This window comes from Enterobacter sp. SLBN-59 (assembly GCF_024807915.1).
Lineage (GTDB): Bacteria > Pseudomonadota > Gammaproteobacteria > Enterobacterales > Enterobacteriaceae > Enterobacter > Enterobacter asburiae_B.
In genome coordinates, this window is record NZ_JANUFI010000002.1 from 134,493 (window position 1) to 153,232 (window position 18,740).

Here is an 18,740-nt window from a genome sequence, read left to right on the forward strand (position 1 = left end):
CAAAATGACGACAAATACGTATGCGTTATCGCGTACCGAGCGCGTGTGGCTGTTATTCAGCGTGACGCTGCTTGTGTCCGCAGCTTTCTATGGGATGCTGGCCCACCGGGGGGTCAGCGTCATGGATCGCCCTGAACTGACAACCTGCCTGCAGGACTTTCCGGTGCTCCTGCTTATCTCGCTGAGCATCGGTTTTTTATTCACCGTCACCGGGCTGTACGTCTGCCGGCAGACCCTGGCCAGGAAACCCCGGGAGGAGATTGCATGATTAAGGCTTTGATAACAGCCGGTGCCGTGTTCGTTGGAGGACTGACTGCGTTGACGGCTCAGGCGGACGTCAACGGCGACCTGAATGGCTTCTTCAATAATCTTGGCTACAGCGGCAACGTCACTCAGGCGCAGGCCTGGCAGGGGCAGGCGGCCGGGTACTTCTCCGGCGGCTCTGTCTACCTCCGGAACCCCGTCAAAAACGTCCAGCTGGTCTCGATGCAACTGCCATCCCTGAACGCCGGTTGCGGCGGTATCGACGCCTATCTCGGGGCGTTCAGTATGATCAGCGGCGAGGAAATTCAGCGATTCGTGAAACAAATCATGAGTAACGCCGCCGGCTATGCATTCGACCTGGCACTGCAGACAATGGTACCGGAGCTGAAGCAGGCTAAAGACTTTCTTCAGAAGCTGGCCAGTGATGTTAACTCCATGAACATGAGTTCGTGCCAGGCCGCTCAGGGCATTATCGGCGGGCTGTGGCCAGTGACGCAGGTTTCCCAGCAGAAAATCTGCCAGGACATTGCCGGCGAAACCAACATGTTCTCCGACTGGGCGGCTTCCCGGCAGGGCTGCACCGTCGGAGGACAGGGCGACAAAGTCACAGCTAAGGCAGGCGACGCTGAGAAAGATCAGGTGCTGAAAAACAAAAACCTTATCTGGGATACTCTCAGTAAGAATGGTCTTCTCGGCAACGACCGCGCGCTGAAGGAGCTGGTCATGAGTACCGTCGGCTCCATTATTTTCAACAAGAATGGCGATGTGACAATTCTGACGCCACTGGTTGATAACCGCGACCTGATTAAAGTCCTGATGCGCGGGGGAACGGCGAAGGTCTACGGATGTGATGAATCCACTCTGTGTCTGGGACCTGTCGTCACTAACCTGACGATTTCTGAGTCCAACGCTCTGGTCACACTGGTCAAAAACCTGATGCTCTCAATGCAGAACAAGCTGGTAGATGATACTGCGCTGACCGATCAGGAAAAAGGCTTTGTGAACACCACCTCTGTGCCGGTGCTGAAGTACCTGACTAACGCTCAGAGTATGGGAATGAGCGCCACCTACCTGCTGCAGGTTTCTGACTTCATTGCCCAGGACCTGATGATCCAGTACCTCCAGGAGCTGGTAAAACAGGCAAGCCTGTCGCTGGCTGGCAAGAACTTCCCTGAAGAGGCTGCCGCCAAACTACGTGACAACATCATTCATGCGCAGGGACTTCTCGCTGACATGAAGCTGCAGTCAGCTGCTGATCAGAACGCGCTGGACGGTATCGACCGCAACATGCAGTACCTGCAGCAGCAGGTGTCCACCATTGTTTCAGGCTCCTACCAAAGCAACTATCACTGGGGTGATCGCTGATGCTTGAGATATACACCATTTATGGCGGGGGAATGTGGAAAACGGCGCTGGACGCCGTTGTCACCCTTGTCGGTCAGAATACCTTCCACACCTTAATGCGTATTGCCGGTACCTTCGGGGTGCTGGCCGTATTGCTCACTTTCATCAAACAACGTAACCCGATGGTCTTCGTCCAGTGGCTGGCGGTCTTCATGATCCTGACCTCCATCCTTCTGGTACCGAAACGCTCAGTGCAGGTTATTGACCTGTCCGATCCCGGTGCAGTCTGGGTAACCGATAACGTACCGGTTGGCCTGGCGGCTATCGCGTCGCTGACGACCAGTATCGGGTACAAGATGGCGTCAGTTTACGACATGCTGATGGCCAGACCCGACTCGGTGACCTACAGCAAAACCGGGATGCTGTTTGGCTCGCAGATTGTGGCAGAAACCAGTGACTTCGCTACGCAAAACCCGGAGCTGGCTCAGATGCTGCCGGATTACGTGGAAAACTGTGTGATCGGCGACATTCTTCTGAATGGTAAATACACCATCAATCAGCTGCTTAATTCTACTGACCCGCTGACGCTGATAACCAGTAACCCAAGCCCGCTGCGGGGCATCTTTAAGATGACCTCCACCTCACGTCAGTTCCTGACCTGTCAGCAGGCCGCAACGGAGATCCAGAAGCTGGCCAATACCGACGTCAACCCGGGCAGTGCGACGTTCACCTGGCTGACGAGAAAGGTATTCGGCAACAAACTGAATGGCGCGGCGCTTCTGGCCAATGCTATGGGGGAAAGTTACGGGTACTTCTATGCCGGTGGTATGACTGCTGCGCAGATCATGAAGAATAACATCACGAACAGTGCAGTACGGCAGGGGATCAAGGGTTTTGCCGCTCGCTCTTCCGACACGGCTAACCTGCTGAACCTGGCCACCGAGAACGCTGCCACCAAACAGCGTCTCGCCTGGGCTGCAGGCAACGAGCTGGCGACCCGAACGCTGCCGTTTGCACAGTCTCTGCTGATGCTTATCCTGGTATGCCTGTTCCCGCTGATGATTGCGCTGGCCGCATCAAATCACACTTTGTTTGGTCTGAACACACTGAAAATATACGTTTCCGGGTTTATCTACTTCCAGATGTGGCCGGTTATGTTCGCCATTCTTAACTATGCCGCCAACTACTGGCTGCAAAGTCAGTCCGGGGGCACGCCCCTGGTGCTGGCCAACAAGGATGTGGTGGCACTGCAGCATTCGGACGTGGCGAATCTGGCAGGTTATCTATCCCTTTCCATTCCGGTGCTGTCGTTCTATCTGACTAAAGGCGCTGCGGCGATGGGCTCTCAGGTGGCGGGGAGTGTACTCAGCTCGGGCGCCTTCACGTCAGCAGGTGTGGCAGCGACCACAGCAGACGGAAACTGGTCGTTTAACAACATGTCGATGGACAATGTCAGCCAGAACAAGATGGATACCAACCTGATGCAGCGTCAGGGTCAGCAAACGTGGCAGGCAGATAACGGCTCCACACAGACTCAGACGGCCGGTGGCCATACGGTTATCGACGGCTCGGGTGCAATGTCGAACCTGCCGGTGAACATGAAGCTCAGTCAGCTGGCCAGCAGTGGATTCCAGGAGTCCGCCCGTCAGTCGCAGGTACAGGCGCAGACTGCACTCGATGGCTACAACCACAGCGTTACCAGTGGCTGGTCACAGCTCTCTCAGCTTTCTAATCAGACTGGTACCAGCGACAGCCTGATCAAAGGCAGTGAAAACAGCCAGGCCACTAATGCAACACGCGGTGCTGGCATGATGTTGTCTGCCGCTGAAAGTTATGCGAAAGCAAACAACATCTCGACGCAGGAAGCCTATAACAAACTGATGGATATTAGTAATCAGGGGTCTATATCTGCAGGCATTAAAGGAACGGCCGGAGGGGGGCTTAATCTGGGCGTTGTTAAGTTAGGTGCTGAAGGAAGTATTTCAGGCGATTTGCGGCATTCGACGGGCAGCTCAAGAGGAATCCAGAATTCAGATTCCCATTCGCAGGATATGCGGCATGATCAGAACAGCCAGGCAGTTAATGACTTCCGCCAGGGTATGGATATGGTTAAAAGCAGCCGTATCACCGATGGTGCGAATCATTCCGAAAATGCTGCAAGCAGTAATGTTCAGCAGCTGGCAGCAACGCTTAATGATGCTGAAAGCCAGTACCATCAGTACACCACCAGTTCGACGCAGAGTAATGAATTCAGTCGTATGGCCACCGTTGCGCAGAATCAGAGCGCAAGCCTCGATACGAACTATACGCAGGAGTTTGTGGACTGGGCGGCGAATAAATACGGTGATAAGGCTCAGTCCATGCTGACAAGTGCGCCGTCGGCGCGAGAAGCAGCGATGGAATTCGTAAATGAACGTCTCAAACCTGAAATTATGGGGGATTATCAGCAGGGTCGTTCAGATCTCACCAGCGGCCAGGAGCATGCAGCATTCAGTGGTGAACATATTGTTCAGCCAGCGCGTGGCAGTCAGCAGGTATCAGGTTCATCTGGTCATGATGCTGGAGTCAGTTACAGCTCTCAGGATGGCGGTACTCGTAGCTCGGGAGGTGTTAGCAGTACCCAGCCTTACGGAACGACTCAGGTCGCTGAATATGGAGGCCAGCAGGGTGGGAATTATTCTGCCAGAACAAACGATTCTGTTTCGCCGGGTATTGAGCATTCAACTGTTCATCAGGGACAAGCAGCCGGACAGAGAAGCAGCTCGGGTAATATCACCTCGTCGGCAGGCATGGTTGTTTCCGGTGGACGCACCACTACAGATGAAAGGGCCGGTCACATTGCAGAATCGCACCCGGAGTTCAATCATTCAGGAGCCATTAGGGAGAAAGGAAACACGTATGGCCAGGAGAGTGAAGTTACTCATAGCCGTTCAGGAATTAATGTTGGCGGCGAAAAAGTACGTGGTGATGCTATGCAGGAGTCCTACAAAGAAAATCAGGCTAAGTTGCATGAACATTCTACGCAGGGTTTTGGTCCCCAGAATGAATTACAGTGTAGAGTGGCGGAACAAAGATCTGAAAATGAGCATAAAATCAACGAATCTGCTGGAGAAATTGATAAAAAACAATCCACTGTTCAGGCATCCAGTGATATCCTGAAAGGAGAAAACTTAATCGGTCAAGGGCGATTCAAGCTTGGTCGTGCCGAAGCTGAACTGGATCAATCAAGTAAACTCAATCCGTTTAATGATCTCCAACCAGATGAACTGCAACAGAGAGTGGCAGAATTAAGGAAGAAAACTGGAGGGTAAAATGAACAAAAAAGTAAGTGCTTATTGTTGTTTCATTCCAATCGGCATTTATGCAGCTTATTCTTTAAGCATGCAGGTACTTTTTGACGTGCCATTTATGGCTAAGAGCATGCTCTTATCAATTATCCCCAGCGCTATCTATCTGCTCTGTTTTTGGAAGTTACGAAGCAGTCAAAGAGGGATGGGTTTAAAAGCAACTTTCCTGAGTAACGGGGTGCTTGCAGTCTTGCTAACCTTCCTGATGGTGTATGTAGGCAATGATACAGAAAGTGCTTTAATAGCAGGCATAGCTGTTCACTCGTTAATAGCTTTTATCCTAGTGGGCGCAGTATTGCGGCATATTACTTACAAGGATAATACCCTTCTTAAGGATGAAGATAATGGGCGGATATACGTTATCCGGAACGGGATAGCTCATGTGTTACCAGATAATGAGGCTCAACGCCTTAGCGCTAGTGACAACAAAATTATCAGCTTTTCAGGCAGCCAAATGAGTATCCAGGATGCCGGTATAACCCCTGTTCCTTTAAATACTTCCTTCAACGATTCGTTCAGTAATGGAATAACGGTGAACCCTGCATCAGGAATGCCAATGGTTGGTGGCATCTCTGGCCTGGATATACACGGAAACAGTTGGGGAACAAACTTCAACGAACCTTCAAATACGTATGACCCTAACCGGGGATACTGAGAGTAAGGGGGCATTGGCCCCCTTAATTTTTGTAGTAATCTAAGTAAGTCATCTATTTAACCTAAATTCCCTTTCAAATCAGCCGATAACGTCTCTGTTAGCTATATCTCGCTAACGGGGACGTTTTTCTATGCACAGGATGAATTCATGAAATTAAAACAATTAGCCGTTGTTGGTCTGATCGCGTCTACTCTCGCTCTGTCTGGTTGTGGTGCCATGTCCACAGCGGTGAAGAAACGTAACCTCGATGTCAAAACCCAGATGAGTGAAACCATCTGGCTGGAGCCATCATCAGAGAAGACTGTTTATTTGCAGATCCGTAATACCTCTGACAAGGATATGTCTGGTCTGCAGGCACAGATTACAAATGAACTGGCCGCGAAAGGTTACCGCGTCTCCAGCTCTCCGGACACGGCCTACTACTGGATTCAGGCAAACGTACTGAAAGCTGAAAAAAAGGGATCTGCGCGATGCCCAGGGGTTCCTCAAGACCGGGTATGAAGGTGCGGCAATGGGTGCGGCACTGGGCGCGGGTATTACGGCGTATAACTCGTCGTCAGCTGGCGCAACGCTGGGTGTAGGGCTGGCCACCGGGCTGATTGGTATGGCTGCAGATGCAATGGTTGAAGACGTGAACTACACGATGGTGACCGATCTGCAAATCTCCGAGCGCAGCAAAGCGGCCGTCACTACCGACAATATTGCCGCCCTGAAACAGGGCACGTCAGGTATTAAGCTGCAGACCAGCACGGAGCAGGGCAACCGTGCTAAATACCAGACTCGCGTGGTATCCAACGCCAACAAGGTGAACCTCAAGTTTGAAGAGGCAAAACCTGTCCTGGAAGCGCAGCTGGCCAAGTCCATCGCTGGCATCATGTAATACCCGCGGCTGCGGCGATCGTCGCAGCCGTTCTCCCTCACAGCTGATTTTTAACCGTGCTCATTCCGGGCAGGGTGCGTCGGTGCTTTCTGTCAGTTACCAGTAATTACGCTTCCTCGCATGACTGCGCCTGGCGCAGCCCTGTCTGCGGCGAGCGTTGCGTCCTTAATTTCAAAGGAGTTTGTCCATCATGATGCATCAGATAAATGAACGTGCAGATTACTCAGCTGAATTCTGGTCGCTTATCCATCTGGAAAGTGAGCTGATGTTAGCGAGGGCTTATATGAATGTATTTGGTTCACTTCCTGAGGGGCAGGGAATGACCATCATTGCTGGCTGGGCTGGCTATGAATTCACTCTATATGGTCTGGAGCCCCAGGAGTGGCATTCACCGGTTTATAAGGATGTGGCCTCCTCAGTCCGTTCTATGGCTGCATACATTAATGCACAGGACTGGGAGGACGGATGTCAGCAGGCCAGATATGAACTGAGTCTGATGTAATAACCCGACGTTTTCCCACTCGCGCTATCACGTAATTCATCACCCTTTTCAACGTTTCTCCCCTGATAACACACATCACCGAACAGGTGATGCAATAACGGCCGGACAACACTCTATGAGCTTCGCAGGAAAAAACCTCACTCAGGGCGGGCAGATGACCGCCTACCGCTGGCGCATGTTCATTCAGGTGAACAACTGGATAGGATTCTGGATCTTCATCCTGTTCGCCGTACTGACTTCCGCCATTTTTCTCTGGCGAATTCCACAGGAAGCCCTTGATAACGGCTCTCTGTGGTGGTTTGCCAGCATCAACAGCAGTTTTATCGATCTGATGCCGGCAACGGGGACGCCAAAAATTTACGACGTCCACTACTGGTATGCGCCAACCGCGACGATGATGGTGCTCAAAATGACCCTGCCGCAGATCTATGCGGACCCGTACATGCAGGCTATGGGTGACCAGTGCCAGACTGAGCTGCAGTGGGCGGCCGGCGCCAGCGGGTTGTTCAGTATGGTGGTGTTTATCGCCGTGACATGGTTTATCGCCAATATCGGTCGAAAGGAAAGTGAAGACGAATACATTTCCGGGATGCAGCTGACTGACAAGCCTGCTGAAGTGAATAAGCTGCTACGTAAAAACGGTGAGTTCTCTGACCTTCGCGTGGGTGATCTGCATATGGTCAGGATGGCGGAGGTACTGAATTTCCTGATGCATGGCACTATCGGGGTGGGGAAGTCGACGCTAATACGCTGGTTACTCGACTACATCCGCAAACGTGGTGACCGGGCCATCATCTACGACTCCGGCTGTACCTTCACCGAAACCCACTATAACCCGTCTACCGATATCATCCTTAACGCCCACGACGAGCGCTGTGCCAACTGGCAGATGTGGGGTGAGTGTGTCGACGCGGTCGATTACGACAACCTGGCTGCTAGCCTCATCCCGGTTGAAGGGGAGTCCGATCCGTTCTGGGTATCCAGCTCGCGAACTATTTATGCCGACCTTGCAATTCGTATGTCGACGGACCCGGAACGCAGCATTGAGAAGTTCCTCAAAACCCTGCTGTCCCTCAGCATGAAAAATCTGCGTGACTATCTGGCCAACACGCCCTCAGCCAACCTGGTTGAGGAGAAGATCGAGAAAACGGCCATTTCCATTCGCTCAGTGGTAACCAACTGTCAACAACGGGTAAAAAGTGATCCACTTACATCATCTCCACCGACGGTCCAATATTGATCCACCGTTTTATTCAGGATTAGCTTCAGCGATAACCCCGGCTTTTCGTTTCTGTTTCAGTCGATAGCTCTCTCCTTTTATTTGAACAACATGTGAGTGGTGTAAGATCCGGTCCAGCATCGCGGATGTCAGCGCCGCATCACCGGCGAACGTCTGATCCCACTGCCCGAACGGCAGGTTGGAGGTCAGGATCATCGCGCTCTTCTCATAACGTTTGGCGATGACCTGGAAGAACAGCTTTGCCTCTTCCTGACTGAACGGCAGATAGCCTATTTCATCAATGATGAGCAGCTTTGGTGCCATCACGCCACGGTGAAGCGTTGTTTTATAACGACCCTGACGCTGTGCCGTTGACAACTGAAGCAACAGATCCGCCGCCGTTGTGAAGCGAACCTTGATACCCGCCCGCACCGCTTCGTAGCCCATCGCTATGGCCAGATGCGTTTTCCCCACGCCGGATGGCCCCAGCAACACGATGTTTTCGTTGCGCTCTATGAAGCTCAGTGAACGCAGCGACTGGATCTGCTTCTGTGGGGCACCGGTGGCGAAGGTGAAGTCATACTCCTCGAACGTTTTCACTGCCGGGAAGGCCGCCATTCGGGTATACATCGCCTGTTTACGCTGATGGCGGGCCAGTTTCTCTTCGTGAAGTAGATGCTCCAGGAAGTCCATATAGCTCCATTCCTGATCCACAGCCTGTTGAGACAGAGCGGGTGCGGCGCTGATAAGGCTGTCCAGTTGCAGCTGTTCAGCGAGTACCATCAGTCGTTGATGTTGCAGTTCCACCATCATACGGCTCCTCTGCAGAACGTGTCATAGATGGAGAGCGGGTGATGCAGTGGCTGTCTGTCGAAGGTCACCAGGCTTTCGTCTACCTGCACGTCATACTGTTTTTTCTCCGGCGGTAGCGCCAGCATGGACTGCTGTTCCTCGATCCAGCGATCGCAGGGGCGGGTCTGGATTGTTTCGTGCCTGCGCTGGTTAGCAACATCGTGCAACCAGCGCAGGCCGTAGCGGTTGGCTGTTTCAACATCGACGGTGATCCCCAACGGACGCAGGCGGGTCATTAGCGGGATGTAGAAGCTGTTGCGGGTGTACTGCACCATCCGCTCCACCTTGCCTTTAGTCTGTGCCCTGAAGGGGCGGCACAGTCGTGGAGAGAAGCCCATCTCTTTGCCGAACTGCCACAGTGAGGGGTTGAACCGGTGTTGCCCGGTCCGATAAGCATCGCGTTGTGACACTACCGTTTTCATATTGTCGTAGAGCACTTCACGCGGTACTCCACCGAAGAAGCTGAACGCATTACGGTGGCATTCTTCCAGGGTGTCGTAGCGCATATTGTCAGTGAACTCGATGTACAACATTCTGCTGAACCCCAGAACGGCAACGAACACATGCAGGGGGGATTTGCCATTACGCATGGTGCCCCAGTCAACCTGCATCTGTCGTCCTGGTTCTGTTTCGAAGCGTACGACGGGCTCCTGTTCCTGAGGGATGGCGAGTGAACGAATGAATTCTCTCAGGATGGTCATGCCACCACGATAACCCTGCTCCGTGATCTCGCGGGCGATGACCGTTGCAGGGATTTTATAAGGATGGGCATCGGCGATGCGTTGCCGGATATAGTGCCGGTATTCATCCAGGAGTGAAGCGACGGCGGGACGCGGCGTATATTTTGGCGGTTCAGACTGCGCACGCAGATAACGCTTTACGGTGTTACGGGAGATACCCAGTTCCCTGGCGATCGCCCGACTGCTCATACCCTGCTTGTGCAGGATTTTAATTTCCATAACTGTCTCAAAAGTGACCATAAGCTCTCCCGAATCAGGAGAGCAGATTAACCCCTGGATCTGATTTCAGGCGTCGGATATGGATCACTTTCGCACCGTTGGTAACACCAACTACGCCAAAGCCCTTCGCTACCTGCAGGGGCTGGATGACGGAACGAAGCCGCCGTTCACCATCCGGGAGTGGATGACGCAGGAACGCTATGACAGCAGCTGGTTGTTTATTTCAACACAGGCTCGTCACCGCAAGAGTGTACGCCCGCTGATCTCGCTGTGGGTATCTCTGGCCACGCTGATGCTGCAGAGCATGGGGGAGAACAGCGACCGCCGCGTATGGTTCATTATCGATGAAGCCCCCAGCCTGCAGCGTATCCCCGAGCTGGCCGAGACGCTTGCCGAGGCGCGTAAGTTTGGTGGCTGTTTTGTGCTGGGGATGCAAAACATGGCCCAGCTGGTTCACGTCTACGGCCGCGAGCTGGCCAAAAGTATCTTCGACCTGATGAACACCCGTATGTACGGTCGCTCACCGAGTGCGGAGATGGCCAAAGTGGTCGAAGAGGAGCTGGGCAACCAGCGTAAGCGCAAAATCCGCGAGCAGAACAGCTACGGTCTGGACCAGGTGCGTGACGGTGTGTCCCTCGGTAAGGACGAGGTCAATAACCCGATTGTCGACTACGAGCAGATCATGCGTCTGCCGAACCTCAACTTTTATGTGCGCCTCCCGGGTGAGTATCCGGTCGTCCGTCTTAAGCTGAAATATCGCGCGCCGAAGAAGCGGCAGGCAGGCCTTCTCGAGCGCAATATCCGAGATTTACTGAGTCCGGAGCTGGAGAGGGTTATTCAGGAGAACGAGCGCGCCGCTGCAGCTGCAGGTCTGACGTTCCCAACCGGTGATGAAGTGCTGGAGAAGGGGAGCGAGACATCCTCTGCAGATGACGGTCCTGCTCCGGTTTCGTCTGCAGGGGCATCCGGCTCGCCGGCAACATCGGCCGTCGAAAAAGTGGCGCGTACTCCGGCGGAAGAAAATAAACCTTCGCGCAGCGCTGCAACTGAACGGAAGCCAGTACCAGCCAGGGAGCCCGTCACATCGCGAACAGCGCCTGTGGTTACGCAAGTCGTAACTGAAAATCACAGCACGGTGACAGACCCTGTCACCGAAGACAAAAAAGACAACGTCGTTTCACTTCGGTCTTCTCCTCCTTCAGTAACTCGTCAAAAAGAGACTGCGCCCCTCAAACCGGAAATACCTGCAGCACTGCAAAAAATCCGCAGCAGAACCCAGCTGGATGCTCCCTCCGAGCCAGCTGCAGTCGGCGCACTGGGGATGCTGAAACGGCGGCTCAATACCGGAGCCACCTCAGGCGGAGGCGAAGATCAGGCCAGCGAGAATGCGGGCGAATCAATGAACCTGGATATGAAGGTGACGGCACTGCCTGACGGCGGCCTGAGTCTGACGACGGCAGGGAAGTCAGTGACACCGCAGACCCAGGATGAAGCCCACAGCACCCACCGTCAGCTGGCGCAGGAAGAAGAGAACATTTTACTTCACCGTCACGCGGACGACCCGGGTTACGACGAAAACGACCATCACTATTACGAGAGAGAGCATGACCTATGATGTCTGTCGCCCCAGTAGCGTCAGCCGGTGAGGCTGCAGGCTACTACAGCAATTCCGATAACTACTATTTTCTGGGGAGCCTGCAGAGTCTCTGGATGGGGGAAGGTGCAAAAGAGCTGGGCCTTGAGGGCAATGTTCGTGGCGATGATCTGACGGCCGTGCTCGAGGGCCGCCTGCCGGACGGCTCACGGCTTGGCAAGGAGGTTAACGGACAGCACGTCCACCGCCCCGGCCATGACCTGACTTTTTCCGCCCCCAAAAGCGTGTCCATTCTGGCACTCATCGGCAACGATAAAGAAATGGTGGAAGCACATAACCATGCCGTCCGCGTGGCGGCCGGCTATGTGGAGAAGCTCATCTCGGCCCGCGACACGAAAGACGGCGTTACGTCCATCGTACACACCGGCAAGATGGTGGCGGCCGCCTATACGCATGATACCTCGCGCAATCTTGATCCGCAGCTGCACACCCATCTCCTGATTGCCAACATGACGGAGTATGCGGGCAAATGGAAAGCTCTGGCCACGGACTATATCCATAACGCCGGCTTTATCGAAACCGTCATGAAGCACCAGGTCACCCTCGGGAAAATCTATCGCAGCGCGCTGCGCGAGCGGGTTGAAGCGCTCGGCCATGAAGTGGAAGAAGTAGGCAAGCATGGGATGTGGGAGATCAAGGGCGTTCCGGAAGAAGTCAGGGACGAATATTCATCACGGGGCCGGGAAATTCAGGGGGCCGTGGGGGCTGAAGCCACGCTGCGCAGCCGGGATGTGGCCGCCAAAGACACCCGCAGGGCGAAAGTTGACCCTTCGCGGATGCGCCTGATGGAGCGCTGGCTGGGCCAGATGAAGGAGAAGGGATTTGACCTGAAGGCGTATCAGGAGAGCGTGGTGCCGCGTGATGCAGGTCTTCGTGAGACCGCGCCTCAGCCGGAGCGAGGTCACCAGGCTAAGCCGGTTCCTGCCGGGCCTGAACAGGCTTCTCTGCAGACGTCGTCCACGGCAGAAAAGAGCGTCGACACACCTGCTCAACCCGCAGAACGGGAGAGCCTGTCCCGTCAGCCAGTACCACAACAAACTGACACGCTGAGTCAGCCGGCACAGACCGGTCCCGAAAAGACGCCGGCGACCAGGAGCTTACCTGCCGCGCAGCTGGACACTGAAATACCCCGCCCGGAACTGACTGAGGCTGTCCGGCTGGCCATCTCGCAGCTCAGCGACAGTAAAACGCGCTTCACCTTTGGCGAGCTGATGATGACCACCGCTGAGCTGAGCGAACAGCTGCCGGAAATTCAGGAAATTCGTGTGGCCATCGATGCGGCGCTGAAGGACGGCATGATTGTGCCGCTGGACAGTGAGAAAGGGGTCTTCACCTCCCGTATTCACCTGCTGGATGAACTCTCGATCCAGGCGCTGAGTCAGGAGCATCTCAAATCCACAAAAGTCGTCAGTTTCACCCGCCCGGCGCAGTACGCGCCGGCGGCGCTTGAAGTTGTGGAGAAGGACGCCCTGGTGCTGATGAATGCCCCGTCAGGCGTGGCGGGCATTCGTGACCTGACCGCGCAGCTGACCGGTATTGCCGGCGCGAATGGTCGTGATGTGCAGGTGCTGGCCAGCTCTGCCGAGCGCGCCATTTCGCTGGCGAAATCCGACGATTTGCGGGAACGGATTATCAGCCGGCAGCATGTTCTGAGCGGTGATTTCCACCTGAAACCCCAGAGCACGCTGATTATCGAAGGGGCAGAGCGTCTGGGATTAAAAGAGACGCTGGTTCTGCTTGGCGAAGCGCGCGCGCAGGACGCACAGCTGGTCTTTCTCGACAGTGCCGGGCGTCAGGCGAACGGTAACGCCATGTCCGTACTGGAGTCAGCGGGTGTTGCCCGCTCCCGCCGCACTGAGCCTGCGCCCGGGCTTGAGGCCGAAGTGGTCAGTATTCCGAACAAACGCGACCGTTACGAGGCGCTGGCCAACCGGTATGCAGAGCTGAGCGGAGGCAGTGAAAACGTCACCGCCGTTGTGGTCGGCAGGCGTGAGCAGGCACAGCTGACGGGCCTGGTACGTGAGGCGCTGCAGAACGCAGGACAGCTGGGGCGCGACGGCGTGGATATAGAGGCCCGGCAGCCGGTCTGGCTCGACAGCAAAACGCGCCGCATGCCAGGTTCGTACCGCCCGGGCATGGTGCTTGAAGATCGCACGGACGCAAAAGAGCGTAAGTCCTATGTGATTGACCGGGTGCATGAGGACACGCGAGTCCTCTCGCTCATCGACGGGGATGGCGTGCTGACCCGGATGAAAATCGGTGATATCAGCGCTGACTGGCGTCTCTTCAGCCGTGAAACCCTCAGCGTGGCCACCGGCGAAAAACTGCTGTCCGTGGCGGGCGACCGCGAGCACAGCCTGAAGGCCAAAGATCGTCTTGAGGTGACCGGGATAAGTGAAAAGGGGATTGAGGTTAAACGGGGGGAAGACACACTGACGCTGCCAAAAGACCAGCCGCTCTATCTGTCACATGCTTACGTGACCGCGCCGGGCGGACGGGATAACGACACCGGCGTGGTGCTGGCCGCGCTCAACAGCCGCGACATATCGACCCAGACCATGAACTCGCTGGCACAGAGTGGCCACCGGGCGGAAGTGTTCACCGCCGAAGTGCAGGACCGGGCTGAAGCCCGGCTGCAGCGCATGAAGACCAATGCCTCTCCCGTGCAGCTGGTCAGAAACCTGAGCGGTCACCAGGACGTCAGTCAGGCGGTTGATTCACTGCATCACAGCGTCCGGACGGACGCGGGTCTGGCCGTGTGGCGTGCCATTAACGACCAGCGCACCGTGGTGATCAGCGAGCTTAAGCTGGCGACGGAAGCGCAGAAATATCATCCCGACCTCGAAGCCATCGGGAATGAAATTGGCGCGATGATTAAAAATGGCGAGCTGTTGTCCGTATCCGCAGGGGGAGAGCCGGTACTGGTGTCCCGGTCCACCTGGGAGATGGAGAAAGCCATTCTGCGCGTGGTGGAGGAAGGAAAAGGTACGCAGCAGCCGTTGCTGGAACAGGTACCGGAGGCAGTGCTGAACGGACTCACCGATGGCCAGAAAAAGTCGACCACCCTGGTGCTGGGTACCACGGATCAGTTTATCGGGATTCAGGGCTATGCCGGCGTGGGGAAAACCACGCAGCTGAAGGCGGTGATATCTGCACTGGAGACCCTACCGGCGGACGTTCGTCCGGTGATGACGGGGCTTGCTCCTACGCACCAGGCGGTGAAAGAAATGAGCGACGTCGGTGTACGGGCGCAGACCATCAAATCCTTTGTCGTTGAGCATGACCAGGCGACGGCCGCAGGCGGGAAACCTGACTATAAAGGACAGGTGTTTCTTATCGATGAATCATCAATGGCAGGCAACCAGGATACGGCGGCATTGTTCCAGGCCATTGCCAGCGGCGGCGGACGTGCAGTCTCGATGGGGGATATCGACCAGTTTGAAGCGGTCGACGTGGGCGCGCCGTTTAAGCTGATGCAGGAGCGAAGCCCGATGGATGTGGCCATCATGAAGGAAATCGTCCGTCAGAAAGACCTGCAGCTGCGCGGCGCCGTTCACGACATCATCGATAACCGTATCGATGCGGCCCTGCAGCGCATTGAAACCCAGCCGGCAGACCGTGTGGAGCGTAGCGCTTCAGCCGCGCTCCCGGAGAGTGCGATTCAGGAAACGGAGACGCCTGTTAACGACATCGTGGCGGACTGGAAGGACCGGACACCGGAGGCGCGGTCCCGTACGCTCATCATTGCGCAGCTGAACGCCGACCGTAAAGCGATAAATGTCGGCATTCATGCCGCGCTTGCAGCGCGGGGAGAACTGGGGGAGAAGGCCATTAAGGTGCCTGTGCTCGATAAAATCACCCATACGCGCCATGAGTTCAACAAAACAGAGGCCTGGGAAACAGGGATGGTGGTTAAACGCGGTGACCGCTACCAGGATGTGGTGGCTGTTGACCGTAACGGCAGAACGGTGACGGTACGTGATGAGGAAGGGAAGATTGCTCTGGTTTCACCGAAGGAGCTGATCACCGGTGACGTGCAGCTGTTTCGCCGCAGCGAGATGGAAGTCCGTTCCGGCGATCTGCTTAAGTTCACGGCGACCGATCGCGAACAGGGGCAGATGGCCAACCAGCGCTATACGGTGGAGTCGGTCAGCGAGGAGGGGAATATCCGTCTGAAGGGGGAAAACGGTCGCGTCACCATCAATCCGGAGAAGGTCAGGGCGCAGCAGCGTATCGACTACGGCTGGGCCGTCACCGGCTACGGTGCACAGGGGGCCAGTAGCGATTATGTCATTGCGCTTGAGGGCACGAAAGACGGGCGTAAGGCACTGGCTTCCCGTCGTGCCTTCTATATTTCAACTTCCCGCGTCAAGGAGCACGTCCAGATTTACACCGACAAGAAAGCTGACTGGGTTAAGGCGATAAAAAACCGGAGCGTGATATCAAAACGGCGCACGATGCGCTGGCACCGGAAACGCAGCGAAAACAAGCGAAAGCCATCTGGGCAATGGGGCAGCCGGTGAATAAAACGGCCATCGGACGCGCCTGGGTGCGCCATCAGGGCATGCAGGAGGCGTCACTGACGGCAAAAATCATCCCGGCCACCCGGCGCTTTCCTGAACCGGCGCTGGCGCTGCCGGTGTATGACAACAATGGCAGGAGTGCGGGCCTGGTCCTGGTTTCCCTGGTTTCCAGCCCGGGAGGACGGATGACTCAGGGGGAGACACGAATGGTCATGACAGAGCGTGCCCGTGGCGCCGTGCTGCAGCGGAGTCAGTCCGGAAACACGATTGTGGCCAGCGACCTGACGGCTGCACTCGATGCAGTACGAAATCATCCAAAGGACGGCGTGGTCTGGCAGACCGGTGATGAACCGCCTTCAGCATGGCTGCTTAAGGTAAGCGGTGGGACAAAACAGGATGTGTCACCGGGTATTGTCTCCACGCTGACGGACGAACAGAACGTACAGCAGCTGCGCGAGCAAATGCTGGCAGACCAGGTTCGCAATGAAGAAGCCGGACGGAGCAAGCAGCCGGAGTCGTTGCTGGCGGAAGTTCCACAGGAAGAGGTGATCAGACTGAAACCGGAAGACATTAACCCGCGTAAACCGGAACCTCTCAACCCGGATGCGGATGTGATCGCCAGGGTCAGAGGTGAGGAAAACACCGATGGACAGGAAATAAAAGCCGCTGCAAGCGTCAGAAGCGAGCTGGAAGGTGCTGACAAGACCGCCGGTGAACAGTCGCGGGCATCGCGTGTGATTGCAGATCTGGCAAACGCTGAACGAGACATGCTCAGGGTGGCAGAAAATACTGAACGCGGTCGCATGCCGGAGCGAGAAGAACAGACCCTCACTCGAACCATTCAGAAAGAACGTTAATCTCCCTTTTAACCATGAGAATCAGACAATGAAAGCAAACAAATTAGCCGCATTAATAGTTACAACATCCATTGGCTTTATTTCAATGGCACACGCTTCGGCACCTCAGCCCTTATTCAGCCCGGAGCAGGAGGCACGTAAGCAGAAGATGTTTGCACTCAACGTAATGGAGAATCAGGCGAACCTTCTGCATGATCCGGACACCCCGGCTTACGGGCCTGATAATGCAAAGGTCGCGGTGATTGAATTCTTTGATTACCAGTGCGTGTTCTGCAGCCGCTTCGCGCCGGAGCTGGAGAAGGTCATTAAAGCGCAGCCGAATGTCCGCTACCTCTTTAAGGAGTGGCCAATATTTGGTGGTCGCTGGGAAGCTTCACTTCAGGCTGCACAGCAGGGGCTGACGGTCTGGCAACAGAAAGGGCCGCAGGCCTATGTCACCTATCACAATGCCATCTACGCCACCGGCCATAATGAAGGCAAACTGACGGCGCAGGATATTCACGGGGCAGCGGCGAAGGCGGGACTGGCCGCCCCAGCTCCTGGCGACCATACCGCGTCCCTTGAGAAAAACAGTAACCTGGCAGAGGCGCTGGGACTCACCGGAACGCCGGGGATCATCGTCATGCCCGTTAGTGGGGCGACTCCCGACACCATCACGGTTTTCCCGGAAGCCGTTACCGCTGAAAGACTCCAGGCAGCAATCCGGAAAGCCTCACGCGCACAGTGACCCCGATCCTGTAGATTGTCTCCCGCCAGAGACTGATCTTCAGATTCCGCGCGTAAATGCCATCTTCCCGTTCCGTTCTCCTGCGCTTCCTCGATCAGGCCTGCCGGCTTGATACTGGGGCGAGCGCTGCCGGTTATAGTCCCTTAAGGACAATTAAGATTAAGTTTGGAAGCCCGACGCGAGCATGAAAGTGTGGACGGAAAACTACCGGCCATCCAGCTGTTCCAAACCACCCCGGTTCAGAAGTAGAAGCAGGATAACCGGCAAGGCTCACTTTAACTGAAGTAAACCAGTGACGCCATTTCAGACTAAATACTAATCATTTATCACTCAATCTTATGGGACATTGAACTTAAATGTCGTGAACCACAGCGACACAGTACATGGATATAGTTAGTCTGTGTTTTTTTGCAAAAAGTGCTTTCCACGCATTTTACGCATAAAAATTTTTATATGGTTTAAACGCCGTAGAAAGCTCTCAGAGCGCTTTTCTGTCTTTTGTAACGGGAATCTTGTTTTACAACTGAAGTTGTTTCCTAGAGCCACTGGTTGCAAATACAAGCATAATACAAAGCATTCATGGAACAATGATGTTTAATGAACAGCAGTGAATAGCTATGAATAGGAGTGAGCTTGCGGGGAGTTGTTAGCCACAATAGTATAGTAATCATCAATACTAACCAGACAGCTATTCGTTATGGGTTGGATGGTGTATTGAGACCGGATGGTTACAGGGTTTCAGGTAACTGAATCGCATCCCGCAGCCAGAGATGGTTCGGCCAGTTCCGAAGTAATTGCGACCTGCCCCGTTCATTGATTCGTCATTGAATGGCTGAGGCCCCCGAAAGGGGGCCGCCTCTTTCAACGTCTGTCCTTCCGCCTGTTGCTTGCCTCTTTGGGTTTACCCGAGTTCCGTGGTTTTTTGTCTGTATCCATAGCCACTTTGAACAAACTTAA

General features: G+C 54.9%; 10 protein-coding genes and 3 pseudogenes. 11 read left to right on the forward strand and 2 right to left on the reverse strand.

Features of this window, described 5'->3' with window-relative positions; translation table 11 throughout:
• Nucleotides 1-4 precede the first annotated feature (4 nt).
• The 7 genes and pseudogenes from M2422_RS22715 to M2422_RS22745 all read left to right on the forward strand — a co-directional run.
• Nucleotides 5-268, forward strand: coding sequence for a hypothetical protein (locus M2422_RS22715; protein ID WP_259142894.1), 264 nt, complete (start codon nt 5-7; stop codon nt 266-268).
• Entirely contained in the window at nt 265-1,629 is a 1,365-nt protein-coding gene (gene traH / locus M2422_RS22720; protein WP_045895650.1) for a conjugal transfer pilus assembly protein TraH, read from the forward strand. The genes M2422_RS22715 and traH overlap by 4 nt, the downstream gene beginning before the upstream one ends.
• Nucleotides 1,629-4,919, forward strand: coding sequence for a conjugal transfer mating-pair stabilization protein TraG (gene traG / locus M2422_RS22725; protein WP_259142896.1), 3,291 nt, complete (start codon nt 1,629-1,631; stop codon nt 4,917-4,919). The genes traH and traG overlap by 1 nt, the downstream gene beginning before the upstream one ends.
• Before the next feature lies 1 nt (nt 4,920).
• Nucleotides 4,921-5,610, forward strand: a complete 690-nt coding sequence (locus M2422_RS22730; protein WP_259142899.1) for a hypothetical protein — start codon at nt 4,921-4,923, stop codon at nt 5,608-5,610.
• A 147-nt stretch (nt 5,611-5,757) separates the two neighbouring features.
• Nucleotides 5,758-6,490, forward strand: a pseudogene (gene traT / locus M2422_RS22735) (conjugal transfer complement resistance protein TraT).
• 190 nt (nt 6,491-6,680) lie between these two features.
• Nucleotides 6,681-6,992, forward strand: a complete 312-nt coding sequence (locus M2422_RS22740; protein WP_059310862.1) for a hypothetical protein — start codon at nt 6,681-6,683, stop codon at nt 6,990-6,992.
• 115 nt (nt 6,993-7,107) lie between these two features.
• Nucleotides 7,108-8,172: pseudogene (locus M2422_RS22745) on the forward strand (type IV secretion system DNA-binding domain-containing protein); the annotation flags it as partial.
• A gap of 69 nt (nt 8,173-8,241) precedes the next feature.
• Here the strand turns inward: M2422_RS22745 and istB are convergent.
• On the reverse strand, nt 8,242-9,024 hold the full coding sequence (istB, locus tag M2422_RS22750; RefSeq protein WP_032666787.1) for an IS21-like element ISSen3 family helper ATPase IstB: 783 nt from the start codon (nt 9,022-9,024) through the stop codon (nt 8,242-8,244).
• Nucleotides 9,021-10,043 (reverse strand): IS21 family transposase, encoded by a 1,023-nt coding sequence (istA, locus tag M2422_RS22755; protein WP_187260470.1) that lies wholly within the window; start codon nt 10,041-10,043, stop codon nt 9,021-9,023. The genes istB and istA overlap by 4 nt, the downstream gene beginning before the upstream one ends.
• Nucleotides 10,044-10,128: 85 nt before the next feature.
• Here istA and M2422_RS22760 point away from each other — a divergent pair.
• The 4 genes and pseudogenes from M2422_RS22760 to M2422_RS22770 all read left to right on the forward strand — a co-directional run.
• Nucleotides 10,129-11,637, forward strand: a pseudogene (locus M2422_RS22760) (type IV secretion system DNA-binding domain-containing protein); the annotation flags it as partial.
• Entirely contained in the window at nt 11,634-16,199 is a 4,566-nt protein-coding gene (gene mobF / locus M2422_RS22765; RefSeq protein WP_404997320.1) for a MobF family relaxase, read from the forward strand. The pseudogene M2422_RS22760 and the gene mobF, both read left to right, overlap by 4 nt.
• Entirely contained in the window at nt 16,184-17,056 is an 873-nt protein-coding gene (locus M2422_RS23960; protein WP_404997321.1) for a conjugative transfer relaxase/helicase TraI domain-containing protein, read from the forward strand. Before mobF ends, M2422_RS23960 begins: the two co-directional genes overlap by 16 nt.
• Nucleotides 17,057-17,084: 28 nt before the next feature.
• Nucleotides 17,085-17,783 carry a DsbA family protein gene (locus tag M2422_RS22770; RefSeq protein ID WP_259142901.1) on the forward strand — a complete coding sequence of 233 codons (699 nt, stop codon included), beginning with the start codon at nt 17,085-17,087 and terminating at the stop codon, nt 17,781-17,783.
• The last annotated feature ends 957 nt before the right edge of the window (nt 17,784-18,740 follow it).